Annotated in this window: 30 protein-coding genes; 17 read left to right on the top strand and 13 right to left on the bottom strand. The window is 61.4% G+C overall.

Features of this window, described 5'->3' with window-relative positions; all coding sequences use genetic code 11:
• Window positions 1-6: 6 nt before the first annotated feature.
• Both H351_RS06405 and H351_RS06400 read right to left on the bottom strand, forming a co-directional pair.
• Window positions 7-606 (bottom strand): TetR/AcrR family transcriptional regulator, encoded by a 600-nt coding sequence (locus H351_RS06405; protein WP_029256409.1) that lies wholly within the window; start codon window positions 604-606, stop codon window positions 7-9.
• Between the two features lie 75 nt (window positions 607-681).
• A complete protein-coding gene (locus H351_RS06400; protein ID WP_051636510.1) occupies window positions 682-2,115 on the bottom strand; it encodes an FUSC family protein in 1,434 nt (477 codons plus the stop codon).
• 58 nt (window positions 2,116-2,173) lie between these two features.
• Between H351_RS06400 and H351_RS06395 the strand changes: the two genes are divergently transcribed.
• Complete coding sequence (locus H351_RS06395; protein ID WP_019745590.1) at window positions 2,174-2,689, top strand: MarR family winged helix-turn-helix transcriptional regulator; 516 nt, start codon at window positions 2,174-2,176, stop codon at window positions 2,687-2,689.
• Between the two features lies 1 nt (window position 2,690).
• Here H351_RS06395 and H351_RS06390 read toward each other — a convergent pair whose 3' ends face one another.
• A complete protein-coding gene (locus H351_RS06390) occupies window positions 2,691-3,095 on the bottom strand; it encodes a PaaI family thioesterase (protein ID WP_019745591.1) in 405 nt (134 codons plus the stop codon).
• Between the two features lie 118 nt (window positions 3,096-3,213).
• Here H351_RS06390 and H351_RS06385 point away from each other — a divergent pair, with 118 nt between their 5' ends.
• Window positions 3,214-3,657 carry a winged helix-turn-helix transcriptional regulator gene (locus H351_RS06385; RefSeq protein ID WP_029256411.1) on the top strand — a complete coding sequence of 148 codons (444 nt, stop codon included), beginning with the start codon at window positions 3,214-3,216 and terminating at the stop codon, window positions 3,655-3,657.
• A 2-nt stretch (window positions 3,658-3,659) separates the two neighbouring features.
• On the opposite strand, the gene H351_RS06380 is transcribed toward H351_RS06385, so the two are convergent.
• From H351_RS06380 to H351_RS06365, 4 genes are all read right to left on the bottom strand, one after another.
• A complete protein-coding gene (locus tag H351_RS06380; RefSeq protein ID WP_029256412.1) occupies window positions 3,660-4,115 on the bottom strand; it encodes a PPOX class F420-dependent oxidoreductase in 456 nt (151 codons plus the stop codon).
• 33 nt (window positions 4,116-4,148) lie between these two features.
• Window positions 4,149-4,658, bottom strand: coding sequence for a hypothetical protein (locus tag H351_RS06375; protein WP_029256413.1), 510 nt, complete (start codon window positions 4,656-4,658; stop codon window positions 4,149-4,151).
• A gap of 70 nt (window positions 4,659-4,728) precedes the next feature.
• A complete protein-coding gene (locus H351_RS06370; RefSeq protein ID WP_019745594.1) occupies window positions 4,729-5,544 on the bottom strand; it encodes a DUF72 domain-containing protein in 816 nt (271 codons plus the stop codon).
• A gap of 44 nt (window positions 5,545-5,588) precedes the next feature.
• Window positions 5,589-5,771: a hypothetical protein gene (locus tag H351_RS06365; RefSeq protein ID WP_007729726.1), complete on the bottom strand. Its 183-nt coding sequence runs from the start codon at window positions 5,769-5,771 to the stop codon at window positions 5,589-5,591.
• An 81-nt stretch (window positions 5,772-5,852) separates the two neighbouring features.
• Between H351_RS06365 and H351_RS06360 the strand changes: the two genes are divergently transcribed.
• From H351_RS06360 to H351_RS06340, 5 genes are all read left to right on the top strand, one after another.
• Window positions 5,853-6,173: a GYD domain-containing protein gene (locus H351_RS06360; protein WP_007729728.1), complete on the top strand. Its 321-nt coding sequence runs from the start codon at window positions 5,853-5,855 to the stop codon at window positions 6,171-6,173.
• A 44-nt stretch (window positions 6,174-6,217) separates the two neighbouring features.
• Entirely contained in the window at window positions 6,218-7,066 is an 849-nt protein-coding gene (locus H351_RS06355; protein ID WP_029256414.1) for an LLM class F420-dependent oxidoreductase, read from the top strand.
• A gap of 74 nt (window positions 7,067-7,140) precedes the next feature.
• Complete coding sequence (locus tag H351_RS06350) at window positions 7,141-7,890, top strand: SDR family oxidoreductase (RefSeq protein ID WP_029256415.1); 750 nt, start codon at window positions 7,141-7,143, stop codon at window positions 7,888-7,890.
• Window positions 7,891-7,952: 62 nt separating this feature from the next.
• Window positions 7,953-8,417: an RrF2 family transcriptional regulator gene (locus H351_RS06345; RefSeq protein WP_020909359.1), complete on the top strand. Its 465-nt coding sequence runs from the start codon at window positions 7,953-7,955 to the stop codon at window positions 8,415-8,417.
• Between the two features lie 118 nt (window positions 8,418-8,535).
• The gene (locus tag H351_RS06340) at window positions 8,536-9,678 is read left to right on the top strand and encodes a GGDEF domain-containing protein (RefSeq protein ID WP_020909360.1); all 1,143 of its coding nucleotides are present in this window, start codon (window positions 8,536-8,538) and stop codon (window positions 9,676-9,678) included.
• 26 nt (window positions 9,679-9,704) lie between these two features.
• Here H351_RS06340 and H351_RS06335 read toward each other — a convergent pair whose 3' ends face one another.
• Entirely contained in the window at window positions 9,705-10,589 is an 885-nt protein-coding gene (locus H351_RS06335; RefSeq protein WP_029256416.1) for a helix-turn-helix transcriptional regulator, read from the bottom strand.
• 167 nt (window positions 10,590-10,756) lie between these two features.
• On the opposite strand from H351_RS06335, the gene H351_RS06330 reads away from it, so the two are divergent.
• Genes H351_RS06330 through H351_RS06315 form a run of 4 tightly spaced genes read left to right on the top strand, consistent with a single transcriptional unit; the run spans window position 10,757 to window position 14,113 of the window.
• Window positions 10,757-11,794: a zinc-dependent alcohol dehydrogenase family protein gene (locus tag H351_RS06330; RefSeq protein WP_029256417.1), complete on the top strand. Its 1,038-nt coding sequence runs from the start codon at window positions 10,757-10,759 to the stop codon at window positions 11,792-11,794.
• Window positions 11,795-11,836: 42 nt separating this feature from the next.
• Complete coding sequence (locus H351_RS06325) at window positions 11,837-13,309, top strand: MFS transporter (RefSeq protein WP_029256418.1); 1,473 nt, start codon at window positions 11,837-11,839, stop codon at window positions 13,307-13,309.
• Window positions 13,284-13,670, top strand: a complete 387-nt coding sequence (locus tag H351_RS06320; protein WP_029256419.1) for a DUF2255 family protein — start codon at window positions 13,284-13,286, stop codon at window positions 13,668-13,670. The genes H351_RS06325 and H351_RS06320 overlap by 26 nt, the downstream gene beginning before the upstream one ends.
• Before the next feature lie 29 nt (window positions 13,671-13,699).
• On the top strand, window positions 13,700-14,113 hold the full coding sequence (locus H351_RS06315; protein ID WP_020971009.1) for a (R)-mandelonitrile lyase: 414 nt from the start codon (window positions 13,700-13,702) through the stop codon (window positions 14,111-14,113).
• A 13-nt stretch (window positions 14,114-14,126) separates the two neighbouring features.
• On the opposite strand, the gene lexA is transcribed toward H351_RS06315, so the two are convergent.
• Window positions 14,127-14,816 (bottom strand): transcriptional repressor LexA, encoded by a 690-nt coding sequence (lexA, locus tag H351_RS06310; RefSeq protein ID WP_201026962.1) that lies wholly within the window; start codon window positions 14,814-14,816, stop codon window positions 14,127-14,129.
• 77 nt (window positions 14,817-14,893) lie between these two features.
• Here lexA and H351_RS06305 point away from each other — a divergent pair, with 77 nt between their 5' ends.
• Window positions 14,894-15,352: a hypothetical protein gene (locus tag H351_RS06305; protein ID WP_029256421.1), complete on the top strand. Its 459-nt coding sequence runs from the start codon at window positions 14,894-14,896 to the stop codon at window positions 15,350-15,352.
• 101 nt (window positions 15,353-15,453) lie between these two features.
• Here the strand turns inward: H351_RS06305 and H351_RS06300 are convergent, their stop codons facing one another.
• Complete coding sequence (locus tag H351_RS06300; protein ID WP_029256422.1) at window positions 15,454-16,953, bottom strand: flavin-containing monooxygenase; 1,500 nt, start codon at window positions 16,951-16,953, stop codon at window positions 15,454-15,456.
• 633 nt (window positions 16,954-17,586) lie between these two features.
• Between H351_RS06300 and H351_RS06295 the strand changes: the two genes are divergently transcribed.
• Window positions 17,587-18,132 carry a helix-turn-helix transcriptional regulator gene (locus tag H351_RS06295; RefSeq protein ID WP_244891451.1) on the top strand — a complete coding sequence of 182 codons (546 nt, stop codon included), beginning with the start codon at window positions 17,587-17,589 and terminating at the stop codon, window positions 18,130-18,132.
• A 167-nt stretch (window positions 18,133-18,299) separates the two neighbouring features.
• Window positions 18,300-19,187: a ScbA/BarX family gamma-butyrolactone biosynthesis protein gene (locus H351_RS06290; RefSeq protein WP_029256424.1), complete on the top strand. Its 888-nt coding sequence runs from the start codon at window positions 18,300-18,302 to the stop codon at window positions 19,185-19,187.
• Window positions 19,188-19,225: 38 nt separating this feature from the next.
• Here H351_RS06290 and H351_RS06285 read toward each other — a convergent pair whose 3' ends face one another.
• Window positions 19,226-19,870: a ScbR family autoregulator-binding transcription factor gene (locus H351_RS06285; protein ID WP_003940238.1), complete on the bottom strand. Its 645-nt coding sequence runs from the start codon at window positions 19,868-19,870 to the stop codon at window positions 19,226-19,228.
• 86 nt (window positions 19,871-19,956) lie between these two features.
• Here H351_RS06285 and H351_RS06280 point away from each other — a divergent pair, with 86 nt between their 5' ends.
• Complete coding sequence (locus H351_RS06280) at window positions 19,957-20,799, top strand: NAD-dependent epimerase/dehydratase family protein (protein WP_029256425.1); 843 nt, start codon at window positions 19,957-19,959, stop codon at window positions 20,797-20,799.
• 218 nt (window positions 20,800-21,017) lie between these two features.
• Here H351_RS06280 and H351_RS06275 read toward each other — a convergent pair whose 3' ends face one another.
• Both H351_RS06275 and H351_RS06270 read right to left on the bottom strand, forming a co-directional pair.
• Window positions 21,018-21,524: a hypothetical protein gene (locus H351_RS06275; RefSeq protein WP_020909371.1), complete on the bottom strand. Its 507-nt coding sequence runs from the start codon at window positions 21,522-21,524 to the stop codon at window positions 21,018-21,020.
• Window positions 21,525-21,742: 218 nt separating this feature from the next.
• Window positions 21,743-22,399 (bottom strand): alpha-ketoglutarate-dependent dioxygenase AlkB family protein, encoded by a 657-nt coding sequence (locus H351_RS06270; protein WP_029256426.1) that lies wholly within the window; start codon window positions 22,397-22,399, stop codon window positions 21,743-21,745.
• Window positions 22,400-22,493: 94 nt separating this feature from the next.
• Between H351_RS06270 and H351_RS06265 the strand changes: the two genes are divergently transcribed.
• Both H351_RS06265 and H351_RS06260 read left to right on the top strand, forming a co-directional pair.
• A complete protein-coding gene (locus H351_RS06265) occupies window positions 22,494-22,838 on the top strand; it encodes an ArsR/SmtB family transcription factor (RefSeq protein WP_029256427.1) in 345 nt (114 codons plus the stop codon).
• Between the two features lie 2 nt (window positions 22,839-22,840).
• Entirely contained in the window at window positions 22,841-23,323 is a 483-nt protein-coding gene (locus H351_RS06260; RefSeq protein WP_029256428.1) for an SRPBCC family protein, read from the top strand.

Raw genomic sequence — 23,323 nt, 5'->3', positions numbered from 1 at the left:
GGACCGTCAGATCGCCTTCCACGAGCTGACCAGAGCGCCCATCGCGGCCGCGAATTCGGCAAACGCCGCGTCGATTCTGACGCGGTCACCGGTCGTCACGAGATCGAGCGTCAACCCCCGAATCTGCGCCAACACGATCGTCGCGTAGCGATCAGCGCGATCGGGCGGACATCCATGCGCGAGCGCAGCTTCCGTCAAACCACCCAACCAGTCCCCCACCACATGATCGAGAAACTCGCGATACCGCTCCGGATGCAACAACGCCTGTCCGTAGATCTCGAACATCAAGCGAAAGTTCGGCAACGATTCCGCTGATGTGCGCCTATTCCAGTAACTCGTCAACATCTCGACGATGTCGGTCCCGGAAGAGATGTCGAGAGAAGAGCTGTCTCGCAGGGTGGCGACTACTTCAGTGAGTAGTTGTTCCTTCGAACCGAAATGGTGGATGAGTGTCGCATGGCTGATCCCCAGGTCCTTGGCCAACGGCCGCATGGACAGTTCACCGACGCCGTTCGCCGTGACATACGCGGTTACCTGCGCGAGCAATTCGGCACGGCGATGCTGGTAACGCAGTTTCCGGCCGTCGATCGGCGTGCTGTCCTCCACCTGCAGGAGCCTACGCAGTACCGGAAACAGAGCAGTACCGGAAGCACAGCAGTACCGGAAGCACAGCAGTACCGGTTACACGGTGACGTGGTGGCGATCCGATCGACTGATCGTGACAGCGGCGACGACGATACCGATCACCACGCCGATGAGAGTGTCTGCGACGCGAGCCACTGCCGCTTCGGTCCCGATCGGGGCACTGAAACCGATGAGAAGCAGTGCCATCGGAGTGACGGCGAGTGACGTCAGCGCATAGTTCTTGATCACGAGCAGCTCCGCAGCAGTCTGCAGAATCACGATCACGGCAACGGCTTGCCAGTAGCCGAGTGTCAAAGCGATGAGCCCAGCGGCCACGACGGCGCCACCGACATTTCCCACCAACCGCTGAATCCCGCGCTGGACGGTCTGCTTGTAGTTCAGTCCCTGCATCGCGGCGATGGCACCCATCGACGCCCACAGCGGATGCTCCAACCCGGCTCCTGCCGCGAGCCAACCGGCCAGAGCCGAGGCCGCCACAATGCGGAGAGCATTCATCCGCACCGGGCGCGAATACAGTCGGCGCAATCCTTCGAGAAAATAGCCCTCGGGGGCGGCAAGCGTGGGCGCCGGCGCGAGGTCGTGTTCGATCATGCTGGAGCGCTTGAGCTTCCGAAGCTCCTTCTCGTGCTGAGCAATACTCCGGATCAAAGTCGCGTCGCCGTGCAACTGCCATTGCTGTACTGCCGCTTCTGCTTCGTCGAGCACCGCGACCAGTTCGCGTCCGTGATCGACGGTCGACTTGATCCGACCGCTCGACGCAATGACCAAGCGGGCGTTGGCAATCGATCCGAGCGCCGGTTCCACTGCGTCTGTGCCGGACTGTTCGAGACGCCCCACCGCGGAGACTGCACGAGCAACTGCCAGACGGGCAGGCCCCATCGGCAGTACGAGCGCTGGGAGCATCGCGGCCACCCAACCGACCACAACTCCGAGCGCACCGGCAGTCACCAGCCTCGCCAGATCATCGACACTGGAGGCATATCCGGCTGCACCGGTCGCCGCGAAGACGAGGATGACGGGCCCTGGTCCGGTGATCCGGAAGCCCGACATGAAGCAGTACGACGCACCGGCCAGCAACGACAGGATGCCGATCTGCAACCACATCGGAACGCCCACAACACCCATTGCGCTGCCGAAAGCGATGGACACCACCAATGCGGCACCGACCATCGCCAGCTTGCCCGCCAACCGGGGATACGGCTCGTACCTACCGAACGCGGCGCACAGCGCGCCCAAGGCCGCGAAGCCGGCCAACTCCCGATGCCCGAGCAGTCCGCCGACCACGAGGACTACGGCGGTGGCGAGCCCGACCCTGATCGCGGGGGCGATGGTCGCGTCGGCGGATCCGACGCGAAAAGCCGCTCGCCACGTCGCCCCGGAGACCGTATGTGCAATGGCCTCACTCGAATGAGTGAGACGGCTGGGCGTCCTGGCTGCGGTTTCGGTTCGGGTCACCGACTCAGCATACATTTATTTCACCAGTAAATTACTTGTGAAGTAATGTGAATTCTGTCGCTAAGATGGGGCCATGGGTGCGACTGACAGATCCGAAGACGACTTCATCGACAAAGTCCGTCGCGAATGGAAGCGCGCCTACCCGGAGTTCGACACCGCCCCCGTCGAAGTTATGGGCCGGATCGCCCGCATCAACGCTCAGTCTCTTCACCAGCTCGACCGCGCCCTGGCGTCCAGCGGGGTCTCTCGCGCCGAATTCGACGTGATGAGTGCACTCGCTCGCAGTGACCGCCCCCTGCGAGCGAGCGAAGTCACCGCCGTCACGATGGTCAGCGGCGCCGCCACCACAAAACACGCAGACCGTCTGGCCAAGCTGGGCTTTGTCGAGCGTCAGCGTTTCGAACACGACGGACGGGTGGTTCTGCTTCAACTCACCGATGCCGGTCGCGCATTGGTCGAGGCAGAGTTTCCCCGACGCGTCGAGCGAGACCGTCAAGTACTGACCGGACTCGACGAGGACGAACGCGCCCAGTTGACGGCACTGCTCAAACGAATCTCACGCAACATCGACTCTGGAATCTGGGACTGACCTACTTCGGCAGCGGTACGTTCTGCAATCGCACCTGACCGCGAGCCACCTCTTTGCCCGATTCCGGATCGGTGATGACCACCGACCACAACTGCTGAACGCGTCCCTGCTGAATCGGCACAGCCACGACGTCCACGCGCCCACCCGTACGCGCCCGCAGGAAATCCGTTCCGTTGTGGACGCCGACGGCGAATTCGCCACGATCCGCCACTGCAGTGCTGGCTCCGATACTCGCGGCCGACTCGACGGCGGTCGTGTAGACACCGCCGTGAACTACACCCCACGGAGTGTGATGCGCCTCGGACAGATCGATGTGCCCGACGACCTTCGTGCCGGACACCTCGTCCAGTTGCAATCCGGCAGCGCTGACAAATCCGCTTGCTGCCTCGAGATTCAATTCCGTCATGACGACCCCTCATCTGCTCCGTTGGATTTCTCGACCTACCTTCCGCCCTCGAATACATACCGTCAAGTGCTAAGTTGGAATTCCCAACTAACTTTTCCAACTAACAGGGGCCCCAGAGATGACGGCGACAAAAGGACGCAACTGCTCCATCGCCAACGCCTTGGAGGTCGTCGGCGAGAAGTGGTCACTGTTGGTGCTCCGAGAAATCGTCCTCGGGCAACGACGGTTCGACGAGATCGCCGCGGGCACGGGTGCGAGCCGCGACATCCTCGCCGCGCGTCTGCGCACCCTCGTCGAGGCCGACGTCCTCACGAAGCGTCGCTACGAAGACCATCCACCGCGCTACGAATACGTCGCCACCGAATCAGGGAAGGCGCTCTACCCGATCCTGATGGCACTCATGGAATGGGGAGATACCTTTGCGACGACGGGTCCGCCGCCTACCGTCGTCGAGCATCGTTGCGGTGAGATCCTGCACGCCCAAGTTGTGTGCGCACACTGCAAAGAACCGCTGGCCGCCAGAGATGCGCACGTAATCGAACTCTCGCCACCTGCTCGATAGCGTCAGCGTCCGGGCGGAAACCCGCCTGTTGCGATCGGACCCCAGGAGTCGACGGTGACGCGGATCAGGCTCTTACCCTGCTTGCGCATGGCTTCGCGGTACTCGTCCCAGTCGGGATGATCACCGGCGATGGATCGGTAGTAGTCGACCAACGGTTCCACCGAGTCCGGGAGGTCGATCAACTCCGCGGTTCCGTTCACCTGGACGTACGGACCGTTCCACTCGTCGGAGTGGATACACAGAGACACCGCCGGGGTGCGGCGAACATTCGCGGCCTTGGCCCGTTCCGGGTACGTGGAGATGACGATCCGGCCCTCGTCGTCGACTCCGCACGTCACCGGAGAGATCTGCAACTCGCCGGATTTCTTCACCGTGACGAGCGTGGCCCGATGGCGCGGCCTGATGAACTCGAGGAGTTCGGCAAACGAAACACGATCTGCGCTGGCGATCTTGGACATGACCTCAGCCTAATTCGATTTACGAGCTGACGCTCAGGGCATCTCGATGGTCTGAGCACGTGCGATTTCGTCGATTGCACGAATGATGTACGCGCTCTGAGCTTTCTTCACTCCGGTCGACAGACTTCCGATGACCAGAACCGCCGAACGCAGGTACGCGCCGTGCCCGATGCGGAACGAATCGTCCTCCAAATCCGAAATCCCGAGCGCCCCGGTGTAGACCGCAGCGAGCGCCTGCACGTCCAGATCCGGCAGCCACACGATTGTGGACTTGGCGCAAACAGTGAGCGCATCCTGCACGTCCTCGCTGGACAAGCCGTCCGGATGCGTGTCCTCGAGCAATTCGCGCACGATCGCCGCGTGAACCGAGCTGACCTGCTCGAACGAGAGCCCGCGCAGTTCCTCGACAGCCACGAGCAGTCCGTCACGATTTGCCGCCCGCACCGCGGCGAGTGCGTCGGCCGTGGCATCGGCGATGTCACGGGCGACCTTCGGCCAATGCGTCGGCCAGCTCTGTTCCGGCGTCCGCTGGTCTGGCGTCATCGTGGTATCTCCTCGGTCCTCGCGTTCATGCGGAAGCCTTCCACATCCCACCGACAGGCCAGGCGATCCGTCAGCGCAGCCGCTCCAACAAGGACATTGCGTTGTGCGGCGCAAAGCCTTTCATGTCGTTGTCGAAGTAGACGTACACGTCGAGGCCTTCGTCCATCCAATCCCGAAAGCGCTTGGACCACTTGTCCAGAGCTTCGTCGGTGTACCCACTCGCATACAGTTCCTTGTCCCCGTGCATCCGCACGTAGACAAAATCGGTAGTCGGAGTGGTGATGCGGGGATATCTGCCGGCGGTGTCTGCGACGACAAAACCGATGGAGTGCTCGCGCATCAGGTCCACGGCTTCGTCGGTCTCGAAGCTGGCGTGCCGCGCTTCCACCGCGTAGCGAATCGGCACGTCCCTCTCGGTCTGGGCGAACACTCGGTCTTCGGTGAGCTTGTCGTCGTGCTGTGCTGCCAGATCGGCTGCCGCCTGGGTGGTGCGGGGAAGACCGTCGAAGAAGTCGGTCAACCGCTGCGGTTCGAACTGCAGCGTCGGAGGTAGCTGCCACAGGATCGGTCCGAGTTTGGGGCCGAGGGCGAGTGTTCCGGCGGCGAAAAAGTTGGCGAGTCCGTCACGGGCGTCGAGCAGTCGTTTCATGTGCGTGATGTACCGGCCACCCTTGATCGCGAACACAAAATCTTCGGGAGTTTCACTGCGCCATTTGGTGTAGCTTTCCGGCTTCTGCAGCGCATAGAACGAGCCGTTGATCTCGATCGACGTCAATCTCTCTGCGGCATAAGATAATTCTTTGCGGTGAGCAAGACCTTTCGGATAGAAATCTCCGCGCCACGCGGGATACGTCCACCCGGAGATACCTACCCGAATATCTGCCATCGATTCAGACTAAGCGGCACTCGAGCGTTTTGACACTCCGTGTTTCAAACTCCGGCACTGAGCGCGACGGATACCGGTACGACGGTCAGGCACACCACCGCGCCGACGAACAACGCGATCACGAGGCGACGGTCCCACTTTCCGCGTGCACCACTGGCAGCCAGCATGAAGATCACAAAACCCACACACACGGACACGATAGTCACGATCACCGGAGTTCCAACCATGCCGTGATTGTCCCCTACCCATTGCCACCGAGCGCCCTACGGGTACACGATCGAAGTACCCATCCCGAGCAAGGAGTGGAAATGCCGAAATACCTCTGGCAAGTGACGTACTCACCCTCCGGCGCCGCCGGTCTACAGCAGGAGGGAGGCACTGCGCGGCGCGACGCGATAACGCGAATGGTCGAAAGCATCGGTGGCACAGTCGAATCCTGCCACTTCGCGCTGGGCGGTCACGACATGTTCGTCATCGGCAACCTGCCGGACGACGTCGCGGCAGCCGCATTGAGCATTCGCACGGCTGCGGCAGGTGCAGCACGCTCGGAGTCGATCACGCTGCTCACGCCGGAGCAGATCGACGAGGCAGTCAAGCGACCGACCGACTACCGCGCGCCGGGCAAATGACGACGGAAGGAATAGATCCCGGCAGCAGCCGAGTTGCACCCGCTGTGACGGAGACTACGAAAACACCTGACCTGGGCACCTACGGAATCTGGCGAGGAGCGGCTGGTTTGCCGCCCGAACTGGGAACAGCGATCGAGAAACTCGGTTTCGGCACCATCTGGATCGGCGGCTCACCACGCGCCGATCTACGGATCGCCGAGAAACTTCTCGACGCGACCGAGCACATCACCGTGGCGACCGGAATCGTCAACATCTGGTCCTCACCTGCAGCCGAGGTGGCGGAGTCCTATCACCGACTCGAAGCCGCGCATCCGGGGCGATTCCTCCTCGGCGTAGGCGTCGGACATCCGGAGGCGACCGGCGACTACACCAAGCCGTACGCCTCGCTCGTGTCGTACCTCGACGAACTCGACGAGGCCCAGGTCCCGGAATCGCGGCGCGTCCTCGCCGCACTGGGACCGAAGGTGTTGAAACTGTCCGCAGATCGCGCTGCCGGCGCGCATCCGTACCTGACCATCCCCGAACACACCGCCGAAGCTCGTGAAATCCTCGGCCCTTCGAAGATTCTTGCCCCTGAGCACAAGGTTGTTCTGGAAACCGATCCGGAGAAGGCCAGAGCAATCAGTCGCCCCGCCGTCGCCAACCCGTATCTGTATCTGCGCAACTACACGAGCAATCTCGAGCGCCTCGGTTTTGCGCCCGAAGAGTTGGCGAACGAAGGAAACGATCGCGTCATCGACGCTCTGGTTGCGCGCGGTACCGCGAAGTCCATCGCGGATCGACTTCGGGAGCATGTCGCGGCAGGTGCCGATCACGTTGCGATCCAAGCACTTCCCGCCGAGGGTGATCCGCTCGCGACCTACGAAGCACTCGCAGCCGAACTCTTCGGCTGATCAGACACCCTTGACTTGGATAAGTTGTGTCCGAGTATACTTGGACACGACTTATCCGAGTAAAGGAGAAAATCATGAAGATCGTCATTTTCGGAAGCGGACTGATCGGAAGCCAGGTCGCCGCCGAGCTCGCTGACGCCGGGCACGACGTGAAGGCGCTCGGTCGGGCAGACGGGATCGACATCACCACCGGCGCAGGAATCGCCGAAGCAGTCGATGGTGCCGACGTCGTCGTGGATCTGACCAATTCTCCGTCGTGGTCGGACGAAGACGTCTTGGCCTTCTTCCGTGACGGAACCAGCCATATCCTCGCCGCAGAAGAGAAGGCGGGCGTCGGTCACCACGTCATCCTGTCCATCGTCGGCGCCGATCGACTGCCCGATTCCGGGTACATGCGAGCCAAAATCGCCCAGGAAGACCTGGTCAAAGCCGGCCCGACCCCATACACGATCGTCCGATCGACCCAGTTCTTCGAGTTCGTCGCCGGAATCGCCGACGCCGGAACCACCGACGGCACGGTCCATGCAACACAGGCACATCTGCAGCCCATCGCATCACGGGACGTCGTTTCTCACGTCGCCGAGGTAGTGACCGGTGCGCCGCGTAACGGCACGGTCGAGATCGCCGGGCCCGAACCACTGGGCATCGACGAACTGGTCCGGCGCCTGTTCGTCGTCACCGGCGACAAGCGCTCGGTGATCTCCGACCCCGAGGCCGGGTACTTCGGTGCGAAACTCGACAACTCGGCACTCACCCCGACACCCGGCGCCGACGCATGGATCGCGCCGACAACGTACGACGCGTGGCTTGCCGAGAAGGCCTGACGTCGACCACTCGAGCGACGTCCGGCCCGCATCACGTTCCACCACGTCGATAGAGTTCAACCATGAAGCTTTCCGGAGGCGTGGAGTGGTCACTCCACTGCTGTGTGGTTCTCAGCCAGGCCGAGGGGCCGGTACCCACAGCCAGACTCGCCGAACTTCACGGGGTGTCGAAGACATACCTGGCGAAGCACCTGCGAGCGCTCGCGCACGCTGGTCTGGTCAATCCGACCGAGGGCCGAGACGGTGGGTACGTCCTCACCCGGGCTCCCGAGAAAATCACCGTTCTCGACGTCGTCCAGGCCGTTGACGGCACCGAACCTGCGTTCCGGTGCACGGAGATTCGACAGCAAGGAATCCTCGCCGCTCCACCGGAGCAGTGCCGTTCCGCCTGCGGAATTGCCAAAGTCATGGCCGACGCCGAAAAAGCCTGGCGCGCATCGCTGTCGGGAGTCACGATTGCAGATCTTGCTGCAACCCTGGATCTTCCGGCACTCAGAAAGATCCTGACCACACCGATCGCACCTTAGAGCGGCCCACACCTCACGAGGCATCAATCCATCGTTCAACTATCGGGTACCTTGTTCGGGGATCAAATCTTGACGAAGAATCTTCCGGGAATTTTCGCAAGATCTCGGAGGGGGTTTCATGGGAGTCAGTGGCGCTGCGGGGTTGGGGCAGAACATTCGTCAAACAACTGGACTGTTGCGTCGCTGGTGGTCTCTTGCGTACGACGGTGAATGGTTCCCTCGGTTTCTGGCTGCTCGATCGATGTTGGGGACAGCCAGAGTGGTCGTCACCTTTTGGTGCGCTGTGTTCGTGGCACTCGCCGTACTGGCTCAATTCGTGAAGGGTGGCGCAACCGACCTCCCTGAACGGCTCGCGGCGGGCACAGCATGCATGATCGCGCTCTACTGCATGATTCGCTGGTCACTCGGACGGTCTTGGCCGAGCCACCACCAATCCGTTCGTTTCATTTCGCTCACCAATATCTGCTTGTCCTTGATACTTCTCGCCGGAATCCATTCGAGCTTCCTGGCGTTGACCGGCGCCGTTCTGTTCGTGGTCGTCGCGAACTATTCGTCGGTATTCCACAGCCCTCGAATAGTCACGGCACAGATCGTCGGCGCGCTGTTCGTCGTTGCCCTACTGACAATTCGCGCTGTAACCGATCCGGATACCGATTCTTCGCTGTCGGTGTCCACTGGATTCGTCATCGGGTGTGTTATCGCGTCCGCCGCGATGACCGTGCATTTCCTCGTCTTGTACCTGACCGACGATGCACGACACTCTTGGCGCGATCCACTCACCGCTGCTCTGAACCGACGTGGGCTGCACAACGTCTGGCAACAACTGTTCGGTGTCGGCGAACTCCAAGGACACGTTGTCCTCGCGGTGGTGATCGATGTCGATTCGTTCAAGAGCGTCAACGACAAACTGGGTCACGCAGAAGGTGATCGGATGCTGGTGACAGTCGGTCGGCGTCTGAACTCAGCGGTCGGAGAGGTCGGGCTGGTTGCCCGGACAGGCGGCGACGAGTTCGTGATTCTCATGCCCGTGGAGCCACGTCGCATCGAACAAACCGTGGTCGACATTCACAATTCGATATCGCGGCCCGCCGGTCGGCAGTCGATTTCCGTGAGCGTCGGAGCCAGCGTGTGGCTGTCCTCGACAATCCCGGACGCTTCAGGAACCATCGATCGGATACTTGCCGACGCCGACAACGCGATGTATCGAGCCAAGCGACGGGGTGGAGACCAGGTGGCCTGGGCGGTAACGCATCTGAGCTGATCGACAGGTCTACTTGCCGACCGAACTCAGAGCGCCGCTTCGCTGTCGTTCGCCGGATCCAACTGATCCTGGGTTGCCGCCCAACTCGCCAAGAGTTTGAGTGCGTCAGCCGTGGGCGTCCCCGGCGCCGCGGTGTAGACCAGCAGTGTCAGCCCGGGATTGGACGGCAGTTCCATCGCCTCGAAGTTCAGCTCCAGGTCGCCGACGACGGGGTGACGAACCTTCTTGAATCCCGTCCGATGAAAGCGCACATTGTGTTTCGCCCACCGGGTGCGGAATACCTCACTGCGAGTGGCAAGTTCACCGATGAGCTCGGTCAGCGCCTTGTCATGGGGATTGCGCCCCGCTTCCGAACGGAGCATCGCGGCGATGTCGTCTGCCGCGCGCTCCCAATCTACGAAGAAGTCCTGCGACGCCGGGTCCAGGTACACGAAGCGGGCGTTGTTCGCCGGCCTACGCGGATCAGCCAAGACTGGCGAATACAACGCGCGCGCCATGCGATTGGCCGCCAGCATGTCGTGCCTGGCATTGCGTACCCACGCCGGCGCGTCGGTGATGGCGTCGAGTATCTGCTGAATCGCCGGGCTCACGCCCTTGGGGGCGGGGCGCTTTCTACTCGGTGCGCCTGCACTGGCGGACTTCGCGAGGTCGTACAAATGGGCAGTTTCGGCTTCGTCGAGTTGCAATGCCCGGGAAAGGCTTTCGAGTACCGAGTCCGACGCTCCCGCCAGATTTCCGCGTTCCATGCGCACGTAGTAGTCGATGCTCACACCGGCGAGCAGAGCGACTTCCTCACGGCGCAACCCCTTGACGCGACGGTTTCCGCCGTAAGCCGGGAGCCCTGCCTGCTCGGGTGTGATGCGAGCACGACGGGAGCTGAGGAATTCGCGGATCTCGGCTCGGTTGTCCATGCAGTTCACGTTACTCGAGCGGCGAAGACCGAGGGAGGTACTGCCGTTACCTGGAACAACAGACACTCCCGCGCTCGCGAGGCGCCGCGTTGACTGATTGCAGTCGACCGGTTCACGCAGAAACGTCGACTTCCAAGCACGCGACACCAGAAGCAAGAGGGGACACCATGCGAGCAACCATCATGTACGGCGCCGGAGACGTTCGGGTCGAGACCGTGCCCGATCCGGTACTGCAGCAGCCGACGGACGCGATCGTGCGGGTCGTCAGGGCCTGCGTTTGCGGCTCTGACCTGCACCCTTACCACAACATGCCGGCAACACCCGGTGGTTCCCCGATGGGCCACGAATTTGTCGGAGTGGTCGAAGAGACCGGTCGCGAGGTGTCCACGTTGAAGAAGGGCGACTTCGTCATCGCCCCCTTCGCCTGGTCCGACGGGACGTGCGACTTCTGCCGCGAAGGCTTGCAGACGTCTTGCCGCCACGGCGGCTTCTGGGCCGGAAACGGGATCGGAGGCGGGCAGGCGGAGGCCATCCGAGTGCCGTTGGCAGACGGCACCCTGGTCAAGGCGCCGGTCGGTGAGGACTCCGAACTCCTGCCGTCACTGCTCACGCTCTCCGACGTCTTCGGCACCGGCTATCACGCGGCGGTCAAGGGTGGCGTCAACGAACGCACGACGGTCACGGTCATCGGCGATGGAGCCGTGGGGCTGATGGCAGTGCTCTCCGCCAAACGCCTCGGCGCCGAGCGCATCATCCTCATGGGGCGCCACAAGACCCGCACGGACCTCGGCCTCGAGTTCGGAGCCACCGATGTAGTTGCCGAACGTGGGGACGAGGGCATCGAGAAAGTCCGCGAACTGACCGGAGGCGACGGCACTCATGTCGTCCTCGAAGCGGTAGGTCACATGCCTGCCTACGAGCAGTCACTCGGAGTTGTCCGACCGGGCGGCGTCATCAGCCGAGTCGGAGTACCCCAATACGAAGAAGCCCCAATCGGATTCGGGACGCTCTTCGGACCCAACATCACGCTCACCGGTGGACCGGCTCCGGTGCGCGCGTACATCGAAGAGCTGATGCCGGATGTGCTCGACGGAAAGATCGAGCCGGGCAAGGTCTTCGACCACACCGTCGGGCTCGACGACGTAGCGGAAGGCTATCGAGCCATGGACTCCCGTGAATCGTTGAAGGTCCTCGTCCGCCCGTAATCCACCACTTGCGAACGTCCACCACTTGCGAAGAAGAAGCGCGTGACCCACACTGCCAACCGTCCCGTTGCCGGTCGCATCAATTCCACCGCGATCCTGGCGATCATTCTGATCAGCTATTTCATGATCCTGCTAGACAATTCGATCATCTTCACCGGGCTACCCAGCATCCAAAGCAGCATGGGTTACTCGGCAACCGGGCTGTCCTGGGTCCAGGACGCCTACACCCTGGTGTTCGGCGGCCTTCTCCTGCTGGGCGCTCGTCTCGGGGATATCTTCGGCCGTCGTCGCGTATTCGTCTCCGGTCTCGCAATTTTCGCGATTGCGTCGTTTCTCGTCGGGGTCGCGCCGAACGGCTGGTGGCTCATCGCGGCGCGCGCTCTCCAAGGCGTCGGAGCCGCAGTGGTGGCCCCGGCGTCGCTGTCACTGCTGACTGCCAGTTTCCCGCCCGGCCCGGAGCGAACGCGCGCTGTTGCCTGGTACGGCGCTGCGGCGGGAATAGGCGCCAGCCTCGGCCTCGTGATCGGCGGCGCCCTTGCCGACTGGGTGTCATGGCGCGCAGGCTTTTTCATCAACGTTCCGATCGGAATCGCGATGATCGCGCTCGCTCCCCGGTTCATTCCGGAAACCGAACCCAACTCCGGACGTTTCGATGTGGCGGGCGCTGTTCTCGCCACACTCGGCATGACCGCACTCGTCTTCGGCACCGTCGACTCGGCCGAAGCGGGGTGGACCTCACCGATCACTGTTGCGACACTGGCGGCCGGGGCGATACTACTGACCTTGCTCTTCCTCAACGAAGCTAGAGCGGAGCAGCCGATCATGCCACTGCGGTTGTTCCGCAGCCGGGAGCGATCCGGGGCGTACGCCGCCCGAATGCTCTATCTGGGTGCCATGATCGGATTTTTCTACTTCACGACTCAGCTACTCCAAGGCGTCATGGGCTTCAGCGCGTTCCAAGCTGGCATCGCCTTCTTCCCGATGACGATCGTCAATTTTGCTGTGGCGATGCTGATTCCGCGACTGACACCACGATTCGGAAATTCCGCAATTCTGTCGGTTGGCATTGCCGTCACCCTCGCCGGGATGGCGTGGCTCAGTCTGGTCCATCCCGGTAGCACGTATCTCACTGCGATAGCACTTCCGATGATATTGATCGGCGCCGGGCAGGGGTTGGCTTTCGCTCCGCTGACTTCTGCCGGTATCTCCGGGGTAGAGGCCGAGGATGCCGGTGCCGCATCAGGATTGGTCAACACTGCACACCAACTGGGCAGTGCTCTCGGACTCGGCATCCTCGTCGCAGTTTCCGCGGGCGCCGGAGCCTCTGCCGACGACGCTACAACGGCACTCACCGATCACGTATCAACGGCTCTCACCGCAGGCACCGCCCTGCTGGCCGCTTGTCTCGTCATCGTCCTCGCACTGATCGTCCCGGCTACGAGAACGCGAAGTACCACAAAGCAATTCGAACAGGAGAAAGGAAGCCGAGATGTCGCACTCGTGGACCGAGGCTGAACTGACCAAGATCGGTGGTGCCGAGGAATTGCAGATCTCCTCTAACCGCCGCGACGGCACCGCAAGGCCGTGCGTCACGATTTGGGTCGTCCGTGCCGACAACCAACTGTACGTGCGCTCGGCATACGGAACCGACAACCCGTGGTTCGTCCGAGCAACGGCAAGTGGAAGGGGCCGAATCCGCGCAGGAGGAATTGAGCGGGACGTGGTGTTCGAGTCCGCCGCACCGGATGCGCACTCGGCGATCGACTCCGCCTACCACACCAAGTACGACCGCTACGGCCCGCAGATCGTCGGCTCCGTCACCGGCCGCGCCGCCGCACCCAACACCATTCGACTTGTTCCGCTGACGCAGAACTGAACCGCCCCTTTCGATTCCGAGGAGACCTCATGGAACTCTTGAAGCCCCAGCCCACCAGCAAAGCACCCAGCGACTGGTTCACCGGCGACGTCTGGTGGGACGTCATCTACGCCGGCCAGGAGCCGTCGAGGATGCGCGCCAACATGGTTCGCTTTGCACCTTGTGCGCGAACCGACTGGCATTCCCATGTCCTCGGGCAGACCCTCCACATCGTCTCCGGGACCGCGCTGGTTCAAGCTCGCGGCGGCGAGATCGTCGAAGTTCACCCGGGCGAGACCATCTATACCCCGGCAGGAGAGGAACACTGGCACGGCGCGGCACCCGACCGTTTCATGACCCACCTTGCGCTGTGGGAAGGACCCGGCGACGGAAGCACCGAAACTACATGGGGCGACAAAGTCACCGATGAGGAATACAACGGTCCCCGCGCCAACCATCGCTGAGACCGGACACCACTCAGATACGTCGCATCACCGAAACAACCTTGCCCAAGATGGCCGCGCGATCGCCGTCGATGACGCTGTATGCGGGATTACGAGGCTCGAGGTACACGTGACCGTCGCGGCGCCGGAGCACCTTCACGGTGGCCTCGCCGTCGATCATCGCGGCGACGATCTCGCCGGAATGGGCCTCGTCCTGGCGCCGCACCACGACGACGTCGCCATCGCAGATTGCTGCGTCGACCATCGACTCACCGCGCACCCGAAGTCCGAACACCGTGCCGGAGCCCACGAGCTCGCGAGGAAGCGCCAGCACCTCGTCGGCGTGCTCCTCCGCGAGGATCGGCGCGCCGGCCGCAATGTCACCGACGACCGGAACCGTCACGGTGTTCGACGACGACTGTTCCTTCGCTCCCACGAGGAACGGCCGCACGTCCAACTGCCGAGCCATGGCCGCTCCCCTACGGAGGAAGCCCTTTTCTTCGAGGCTCTTGAGGTGCTTGGATACCGTCGACGTCGAGCGCAGACCAACCGAGTCTCCGATCTGCCGCGTGCTCGGTGTGCACCCGTTGGCAGCCACGAGATCCCGGATGGTCATCAGAATCTGCTGCTGGCGGAGCGGCAGGGAGGAGGCGTCGAGGCCACCGAACATGTCGAGATCGTCGTAATCGGTCACGACGAGAATCGTAGTGAGGGGTCCCGACATCCAGGCCAGGCAGCCGGAGTCTTCCAGAAACGGCACAGACAGTTTGTTTCTCGAGCGGCGCATGGCACGCTGAGCTGATGGAGCCTCTCGAACCGATGCGCCCGGTCAGTGTTGCAGTCGACACGCGGACCAAGACTCCACTCTGGAAGCTGGTGGTGCTCTATCCGGCAGTGACATCGGTGTTCATGTTTGCCGCACTCACCACCCGAACGGGAATTGGTCTTGTCGTACTGGGACTGGTCATTTTCGCAGTCGGCGCGAGCACTTACGCGATGTCGGAGCGACGGATGCTTCGAGAGAACTCCGGGGTTCGAGTTCCATACTTCGCCGGACCTCCTGTCGCCCCGCGGCACGTCGATCTACTCGCGGCAGCAGGGATGCCCCTGCTTACGAGTGGAGCGGTGTTGACCGTCCGGGCATCCGATACAGAACGTCCTTGGGTTTTCATATCGGTGTTCGTGATAGCGATGGTCTTGGCAATAACTGTCCCGATGGTTGTGCATAACGTGCGGGTCAAGCGGACAGAATCAGCCTGAGCAGTCACGCCATACCGATATCTCGCAGCGTCACGTTCAGCCTTCCCAGACGTCGGACCGACGTCTGGGTGGTGCGACCGGTTCGCCTCAGGTGGAGTCGACTATGCGCTGGCGACCTTGCTATCAGGCACGACAGCAATATCGACCTTGCTGAACTGCAGCACACCGTCTTCGATCTCGGCGTCGTGCATCAGCTTGCGGTCGCGGTAGTAATTGTTGACCACTTTCCACGCGCCGCGGGCACCCTGACGCGGCATTTCTCCGTCGCCGCGCTGGATGTAGCCCGAGGTCAGGGCTCCGCCCATGAGAGATTCTTCGGCGAAGTCCTCGGGTTCGGCGTGAACCTCGAAAGTCGTGTAGCTGCGATCGCGCATGATCTTGAGCACGCGACACAGATAGGACGCGGCCAGGTCAGCCTTGAGCGTCCACGACGCGTTGGTGTAGCCGAGGATCATCAGGAAGTTCGGGATGTCGGAGTAGAGCACGCTCTTGTAGGCCACAGTCTCGTTGAGCTTGACCGGCTCGCCGTCGATGCTCATGGTTGCGCCGCCCAGAATCTGTACGTTCAAGCCGGTCGCCGTGACGATGACGTCGGCCTCGATTTCGCGGCCCGACTCGGTCACGATGCCCTTCTCGGTGAACGTGGCGATACGGTCGGTGACGATGTCGGCCTTGCCGCTCTTGAGCACCTTGAACAGGTCCCCGTTGGGAACCACGCACAGGCGCTGATCCCACGGGTTGTAGCTGGGAGTGAAGTGACGCAGGTCCACGTTCTTGCCGAGCTGCAGGCGGATCTGGGCGAGGAACAGCTTCTTGGCCAGCTTCGGGTTGGTGCGAGAAAGCTGAAAGCTGGCGCGTTGCAGTGCGATATTGCGGGCTCGACCAATCTTGTAAGCAATCTGGTCGGGAACGCGTGCGAGCTTGAGACCCTTGGCAACAGGGTCCTCGGACGGAAGCGCCTGGATCCACGTGGGCGAGCGCTGCAGCATGGTGACGTGACCGGCGGTGGGGGCCATCGACGGGATCAGCGTGATCGCGGTGGCGCCGGAACCGATGACCACTACCTTCTTTCCGGTGTAATCGAGATCCTCCGGCCAGTGCTGCGGGTGCACGATCTGACCGCGGAAGTCGTCCTCACCGGGGAAGGCGGGGCGGTAGCCCTTGTCGTAGTTGTAGTAACCACAGGCGCCGACGAGGACGTTCGCGGTCCACGTCTCGGTCTCCCCCGTCGACTCGACCAGGACGGTCACGGACCACTGCGCGGCGGTACGGTCGAAGTCCATAGACACGACCTTGCGGCCGAAGTTGATGTGGTCGGTGACGCCGTATTCCTTGGCGGTTTCCTCGACGTAGTCACGGATACTGGCGCCGTCTGCGAGCACTTTGGTGCCGATCCAAGGACGGAAACCGAATCCGAAGGTGAGCATGTCGGAGTCCGAACGGATGCCCGGGTACTTGAACAGGTCCCAGGTGCCACCGATGTTCTCGCGACGCTCGAGGATCGCGTAAGTGCTTCCGGTCTTCTCACGAATGAGGTGGCAAGCCGCGCCGATTCCGGACAAGCCAGCGCCGATGATCAGTACGTCGACATGCTTTGTCATGGAGGAAACTCGTTTCGTAGGTCGTCGCGAAGCTACATCTGGCGTCGGCAGTGGCCGAGAACGATCGGCCGGTTCAGGCCGGGTTCCCTAAGGTCAGCGCCAATGTACAGGGTATGTGCAACTGCCGGTAACAGTCAATATCTCGACCCGACTGGGTACAGAACATTGAGAGTGCGACGCACCGGCTCGCGGAAACTCGATCGAGACGACTGAATGCCGCCAGCCACTGGAGAGTCGTTCACGTCGTCGACGGAACGTCCAATGGCTCGTCTACGCGGGATACTCATCGCCCAAATATTCAGCGCCCTAGCATAATTCGAAGGTCCACGATCAGGTGTCGGACGCGCGAGTCTCCATGGGCGGACGGACAACTGCGCTATCGCTGTCACCCTTCGTGCGCATCAGTGAAGAGGTCACTCCGATAACGAGCCCGCTGACGAAACCACGCTGAAACCAACGGTTTTGGATTCGCAACGCGGAAAACGGGCGGACTGGACCTCCGCCGGTGATGTAGTCGCTATGACACACTCCAGCACAGTCACGGTGTACACCACTCATAGCGATCGAGGGTTCGCCAATGCAATCGCTGCCGGAATAAGCGCCGGGGCTTATTCCGCGCCACAAACCGCAGACATGAGCCTGTTAAGGCACCACACCAGCGATCACGGTAGAGCGCTTGTTCTCCTACCCAGCGGGGGCGTCGATTGGCAGGTGAAGGAGCTTTCCGCACTCGAGGGATCGGTCCTGGTCGGCGATCTCAGTAGCGGCCGCTCCATGATTCGGGGACTTGCTGCGGGCGCCCACTCCGCGCTCAACTCTCAACTCCCGTTCGCATCGCTGCTCGATGAGCTGCAGGCCGCACTCAACCCCAATTCCACTCAACCTGCACACGAGAAGTCCTCGCTCGTACAACGCATCCGGTTGCGCACCGAAGAATCCGCACGAATCGGCAGTCTCACCGATCGCGAATTCGAGATCGTGGGTCTTCTCTACGGCGGTTCGAATGTCGACTCGATTGCTCGAACCGCCCACATCGCACCGACCACGGTTCGCGCCCACGTCCGAAGCATCCTGCAGAAACTGGGGGTGCACTCCCAACTGGAGGCATGCGCGATGCTCCGCCGCTCTGGTCACGACGCACGTAGACACCCACTGGAACTTCGGATCGGACGCTTCTAGCAGGAAGTGCCCCAGACACACTCGTTGAGATGGGTGCTACCCCTGATCGAACTCGACCTTCGCAAAGATCGTCAATTTTGACGATTCGACGACGTGTCCGGACGTCGAAAATTGGTTCCTACACGACACCGAAGACACGAGCGAACATCGAAAGGTGCATTCAATCAATGGAATACACACGCACAGTGCCGCGGCATCTCGTCCACAGACATGCTGTTGCCGAGGTTTTCTTGACGGACTACCGGATCGAATCGGACTCGGCGTACCAGGTTGCTGTGCAACTCCCGGTCTCGCACCGGATATTCGACGTATCGAGCGAGCAACACGATCCACTCGGGGTGGCAGAAGCATTTCGACAGGCAGTGGTGCTTCTCTGCCACACCCGATACGAGATTCCACTGCACTACAAGTTCCTCATGGAAACATTCAGCTTCGAGATGTTGGATGCGCTCGACGTGCAACCAGTCGCGGAGCCGTTGAGTTTCTCGATGACAGCGGACAACCTCACTCATCGCGACGGAGCGGTCTCGGGGGTCGAAGTGTCGGGGATCCTCAGAGAGGGCAACCGGCACGTCGCCAGATGCAAAGCTGTTGCGCGAGGAGTCAGCCCTGAAGGATACCGTCGAATTCGGCAAGGACGAGAAGACCACCGCCCGAGCCTGCGCATCCTTCCTTCCGGAACCGCGGTGGTCGGATCGGAGCGAGTCGGACGCCTAACCGATGGAGATGTGCTCATCAGCACTGATCCTGCTCGGCACACGATGTTCTGCACTCCCGATCCGCGCAACCACTCCCTTTTCGACCACCCCGTCGACCACATCCCAGGAATGATTCTTTTCGAGGCCGCCCGACAAGCGGTCCGATTCCACATCGGCAACTCAGCAACCAAGATCGCCTCACTCTCGGCGGTCTTTCCGAGGTTCACTGAATGGGAAACGCCGTGCGAGGTGTCAACGACCCCCCTTGACGCGTCAGGCCATGTGCACCGAGTTCGGTTCACTCAAGAACTGGAAACCACCGCGGAACTTGAACTTACAGTTGCGGACCAATCATGAGAGGGAACGAACACGTTCTTCTCGTCGCGTCTTCCACGTCAAGCGCTCGGTGCTTCCCACTCTCTCGGTGCAAGCGCCGCCAGTTGCATGACGTGCGCCAACTTGTCCTCGCGGACGATCGTTGGCAGCACCAAGTTCCACATCTGACTCAACCGCTCGTACAGATCGGTTCTGCCCGTAAGCATTTCCGAGAGAATCTGCACTCCGGTGAACGACCCCACCACAAATCGAGCCAACGCGTCGATATCGGTGCCCGGGACGATATCGCCGGCTTCGGCCGCTTGCGTTGCCACCTGCTTGATAGCCTCGATCCAATCGAGGTACGGCTGTTCGATGGGACCTTGAATACTGCCGATCTCCATCGTCAACCGCATGCCACCTCGCGCGATGGGCTCGGTCACAAGCTGCCGAGCCATCTCCTGCGAAACGAGCACCAGGGTTTCGACCGCGATGTCGGAATGCGCAGCAACCCGCCGGGTACCCTCCATCGCCATACCGTGCTGCGCTGCGATGACCGCGTGCGCAAGCTCCTCCTTCGACGCGAAATGAAAATACATCGCACCCTTGGACACGCCCCCGTGTTGCAAGATCGTGCCCAGGCTGGCGGAGTACCCGAACTTCTCGAAGCTCTTCGCAGCACCCAAAATGACGGCCTGGCGCGTGAGGACCGCACGCTCCTGCATGATCTACCCAGCTCTCGTTGCCGACGGAATGAATCTCAACGATACGTCGAAAGACCCGGCAGCAACGCCCTCGACACGGACACACCGTGACGACTCTGGTACTCGGGGCCACTGGTTTCATCGGCTCAGCAGTGATGAACCAGCTGGTTTCCCGGAACGGAGACGCTGCAATCGGTTTCGTTCGCACGGACAGCGCAGCCAAACAACTCAGCCGCAACGGAATTGCCGCCACTATCGGTGACATCAACGAAAGCGCCTCTCTACGAGTTGCTATGAGCCAGGCGTCCACCGTCATTTGCTGCGTGTCGTACGTGGGCGACGACGAACAACAGTGCGTTCACGTCAACGAACACGGCATACGAAACGTTGCGTCGATCGCCGCCGCCGTCGGCGTCGAACGGCTGCTCTACGTCAGCACCGCCGCGGTGTACGGGCCAGGCCCGTTTCGAGACCTGCCCGTCAACGGCGCACCTCTCAAACCCCTCTCACCTGCCAGCCGCACGCGCGCCCTCGCCGAGGAGTTCGTGCGCGACGCCGGAGGCCTCGTCGTCCGGCCCCATCTCGTGTACGGACCCGGCGACAGATGGTTTCTGCCGACACTGACGCGAATCGTCTCTCGACTCGACTCGATCATCGACAATGGTAGCGCGATCCTGTCAGTAGTCGACGTAAACCTACTCGCCCGATCTATCTACAAACTGTCGACAGAACAACAATTTCGCTACGGCTCAACACTTCACGTCAACGAACCTGTCCCGCGGGCAGTCATCGACCTTCTCGAGCATCATGCGCGGGAGACCAATTGGACTCTGCCCCAAAGCTCTATCCCCCGCGCCGACGCAGTGAAAGCTGCTGCCCAGCTGGGTCTCGACATGCACAAGATAGACATGATCAGTCTCGATCACTGGTTTCGGTCGAGACTGTACTGATGACACAAAGGTTGCTCTCGCCAGAACAACTGCCTCCCAAACTCTTCAGTTCTCATTCGGGATCATCCTGCGCAGTGAACAGGACCTATTGCGCTGTCACTACAGACGAACAGTGCGAGCTCTGATGGACGAAAACAATGACTGCACAATGACGGCAGTGGTCGCGCCCGACACCGATTCTCTCGGGCAGATGGCGATCCACAGTTCCACTACCGGTGTCAGCTCCCGAAGTTCATGCCAGGGGTTGATGTGGGCGCACCAGCGCTGGGCAGTGAGACCACCCAGGATGCCTGTTGCACCGCGTATGTGGTGTACGGGAACATCGCCAGGTAGGGCTCGAGTCCTGGGTAGTCCGATACCCACATACTCGTCGGTTCATCGACGCTGCCGCAGGATGCCAGGACGACGTAGGAGCCGTCCGGGATATCGTTGATCGTCTGAACTGTTGTACCGGTGGGGATCACGCCGCTCTCGTAGATCGTCTGTCCTGGACCGATCGTGGCTTCGATTGGTGGCAGCACTCCGCCGGGCGCGTTCGCGAGCGAGGTGCTGCATTGCAGAGCTCCACCCGAATTGTTGGTGATGGTGTTGCTCACGGTCGAGCCGGAAGCACTGTAAGCGAAGGTGACGTCGGCAGCTGTGGAAGCTGAGGCCAGCGAGGGAGCAGCCATTGCCAACGGAAGAGCGGCAGCACCGATGAGGGCCGCTCGTGTGATCGAATGCATCGAATCTCCATCTCGTTCAGCCTGAAAGGTCGTCAGTTGATCTTGACATGAAACGAGACCAATTGGACGGATTCAACGTAGATTGATGTCTTAGCTAAAGACCACAGTTGGTGGCTATTTCAGAATGACCTGGGATGTCGATAAATTGAATGCCCGTTTCTTCTTCGAGTGCTGCCCACCGATCCCCTCGATTCGCGAGGCCGAAATCAGCCTGAGACTCACGACATTCCGGTATCCCGCAGGGTGATGTTCAGCCGCCCGGACGGCAGACCGATGTCGGGACTTGCACTTCCCGCAATAACTTTCGGCACTCCGTGATACGCGAACCGAGACTCCCCACCGAAGACGAAGAGATCACCCGAATGGAGTTCGACGTCGGTGTACGGCTTGTTCCGGTTCTCGGAATTCCCGAATCGAAAGACACAACTCTGCCCGACACTCAGTGAGACGACGGGAGCGTCGCAGCGCTCGTCCTTGTCCTGGTGCATGCCCATCCGAGCGCCCTCGTCGTAGAAATTGATCAGCGCAGTGTCCGGCGTGTACCGCTCCCCCACAGTCGGATCATCATAGGCAGCGGCAACTGCGCTACGGCCGAGGCCAACGAGCCAGTCGGGCACAGCGGCAACCGGTTCACCGTTCACGTCGTCGGCGGTGCGCGTGTATTTGTACGGCTGCCAGTGCCAACCGAGACAGACTGTTTGCACCGACATCTTGCGCCCACCAGGGACGACGGCCGAGCGCATCGGCACGGGCGCGGTCGCCCACCGTCGACACTCGGCCACCAGGGTGCGCTGGTGTTCGATGCTGAGCCAATCCGGAACGAGAATCGCCCCTGGCGCCACTTCCATTCGTGGCCGAGGAATCAGAGCGTTCATGAATTCCACGCTAATCCGTTTCGAAGCATTGACACCCTCCGCCTAGGCTCGTATCGTAATCAACAGATTGGTTGATAAAGGAGATGGTTGACAAGTGATCGTGGATCCAGGGGCAGACGAGCGCCTCGACAAAGCGTTCATGGCGCTTGCCGACCCGGTACGACGGCGGATCATCGCCCGCCTGAGCACCGGCCCCCACACGGTCAACGAGTTGGCCGAGCCATTCGAGATCACGAAACAGGCCGTCTCCAAACATATTCAGGTACTCGAAGCCGCGGGTTTGGTCACTCGCAGCCGCGAAGCCCAGAGGCGGCCGGTACATCTCAACGCCGCAACTCTCGAGGCTTTGACCGCCTGGATCGACCGCTATCGACTGATCCACGAACAACAGTTCCGCAAGCTCGATCACCTACTCAGCACCACACAGAAGGAGACTTAGCCATGGCTACCACCAATCCCGTCAGCATCACGGCTCCTGAGGGCGTGCCGTACATCGACATCACCCGCGAATTCGACGCACCCGTCAGTGCCGTCTTCGCAGCTCATTCGAATCCCGAACTGGTCAAGCAGTGGCTCGGCCCCAACGGATACGAGATGGAAATCGACGAATACGAGTTCGTGAGCGGCGGTCGATACAAGTACGTCCATCGCAACCCCGAGGGCGAAGAGTTCCGGTTCAACGGTGTATTTCACGTTGTTCGCGAGAACGACTTTGCCATCCAGACTTTCGAATACGAGGGATTTCCCGACGTCGTCAGCATCGAATCGATCACGTTCGAGGACCTGGGCAACGGACGCACCCGTCTCTCCGGCCATTCCGTATATCCGAGCCTCGAAGCGCGAGACGGAATGATCGAGAGCAATATGGAGCTCGGCGTCACCGAAGGTTACGAACGCCTGGACAAGATCGTCGCGCAACTCTGA

The sequence above is a fragment of the Rhodococcus erythropolis R138 genome, assembly GCF_000696675.2.
In the GTDB taxonomy this organism is placed as follows: domain Bacteria; phylum Actinomycetota; class Actinomycetes; order Mycobacteriales; family Mycobacteriaceae; genus Rhodococcus_F; species Rhodococcus_F erythropolis.
This window is presented reverse-complemented; position numbering and strand designations above follow the sequence as displayed.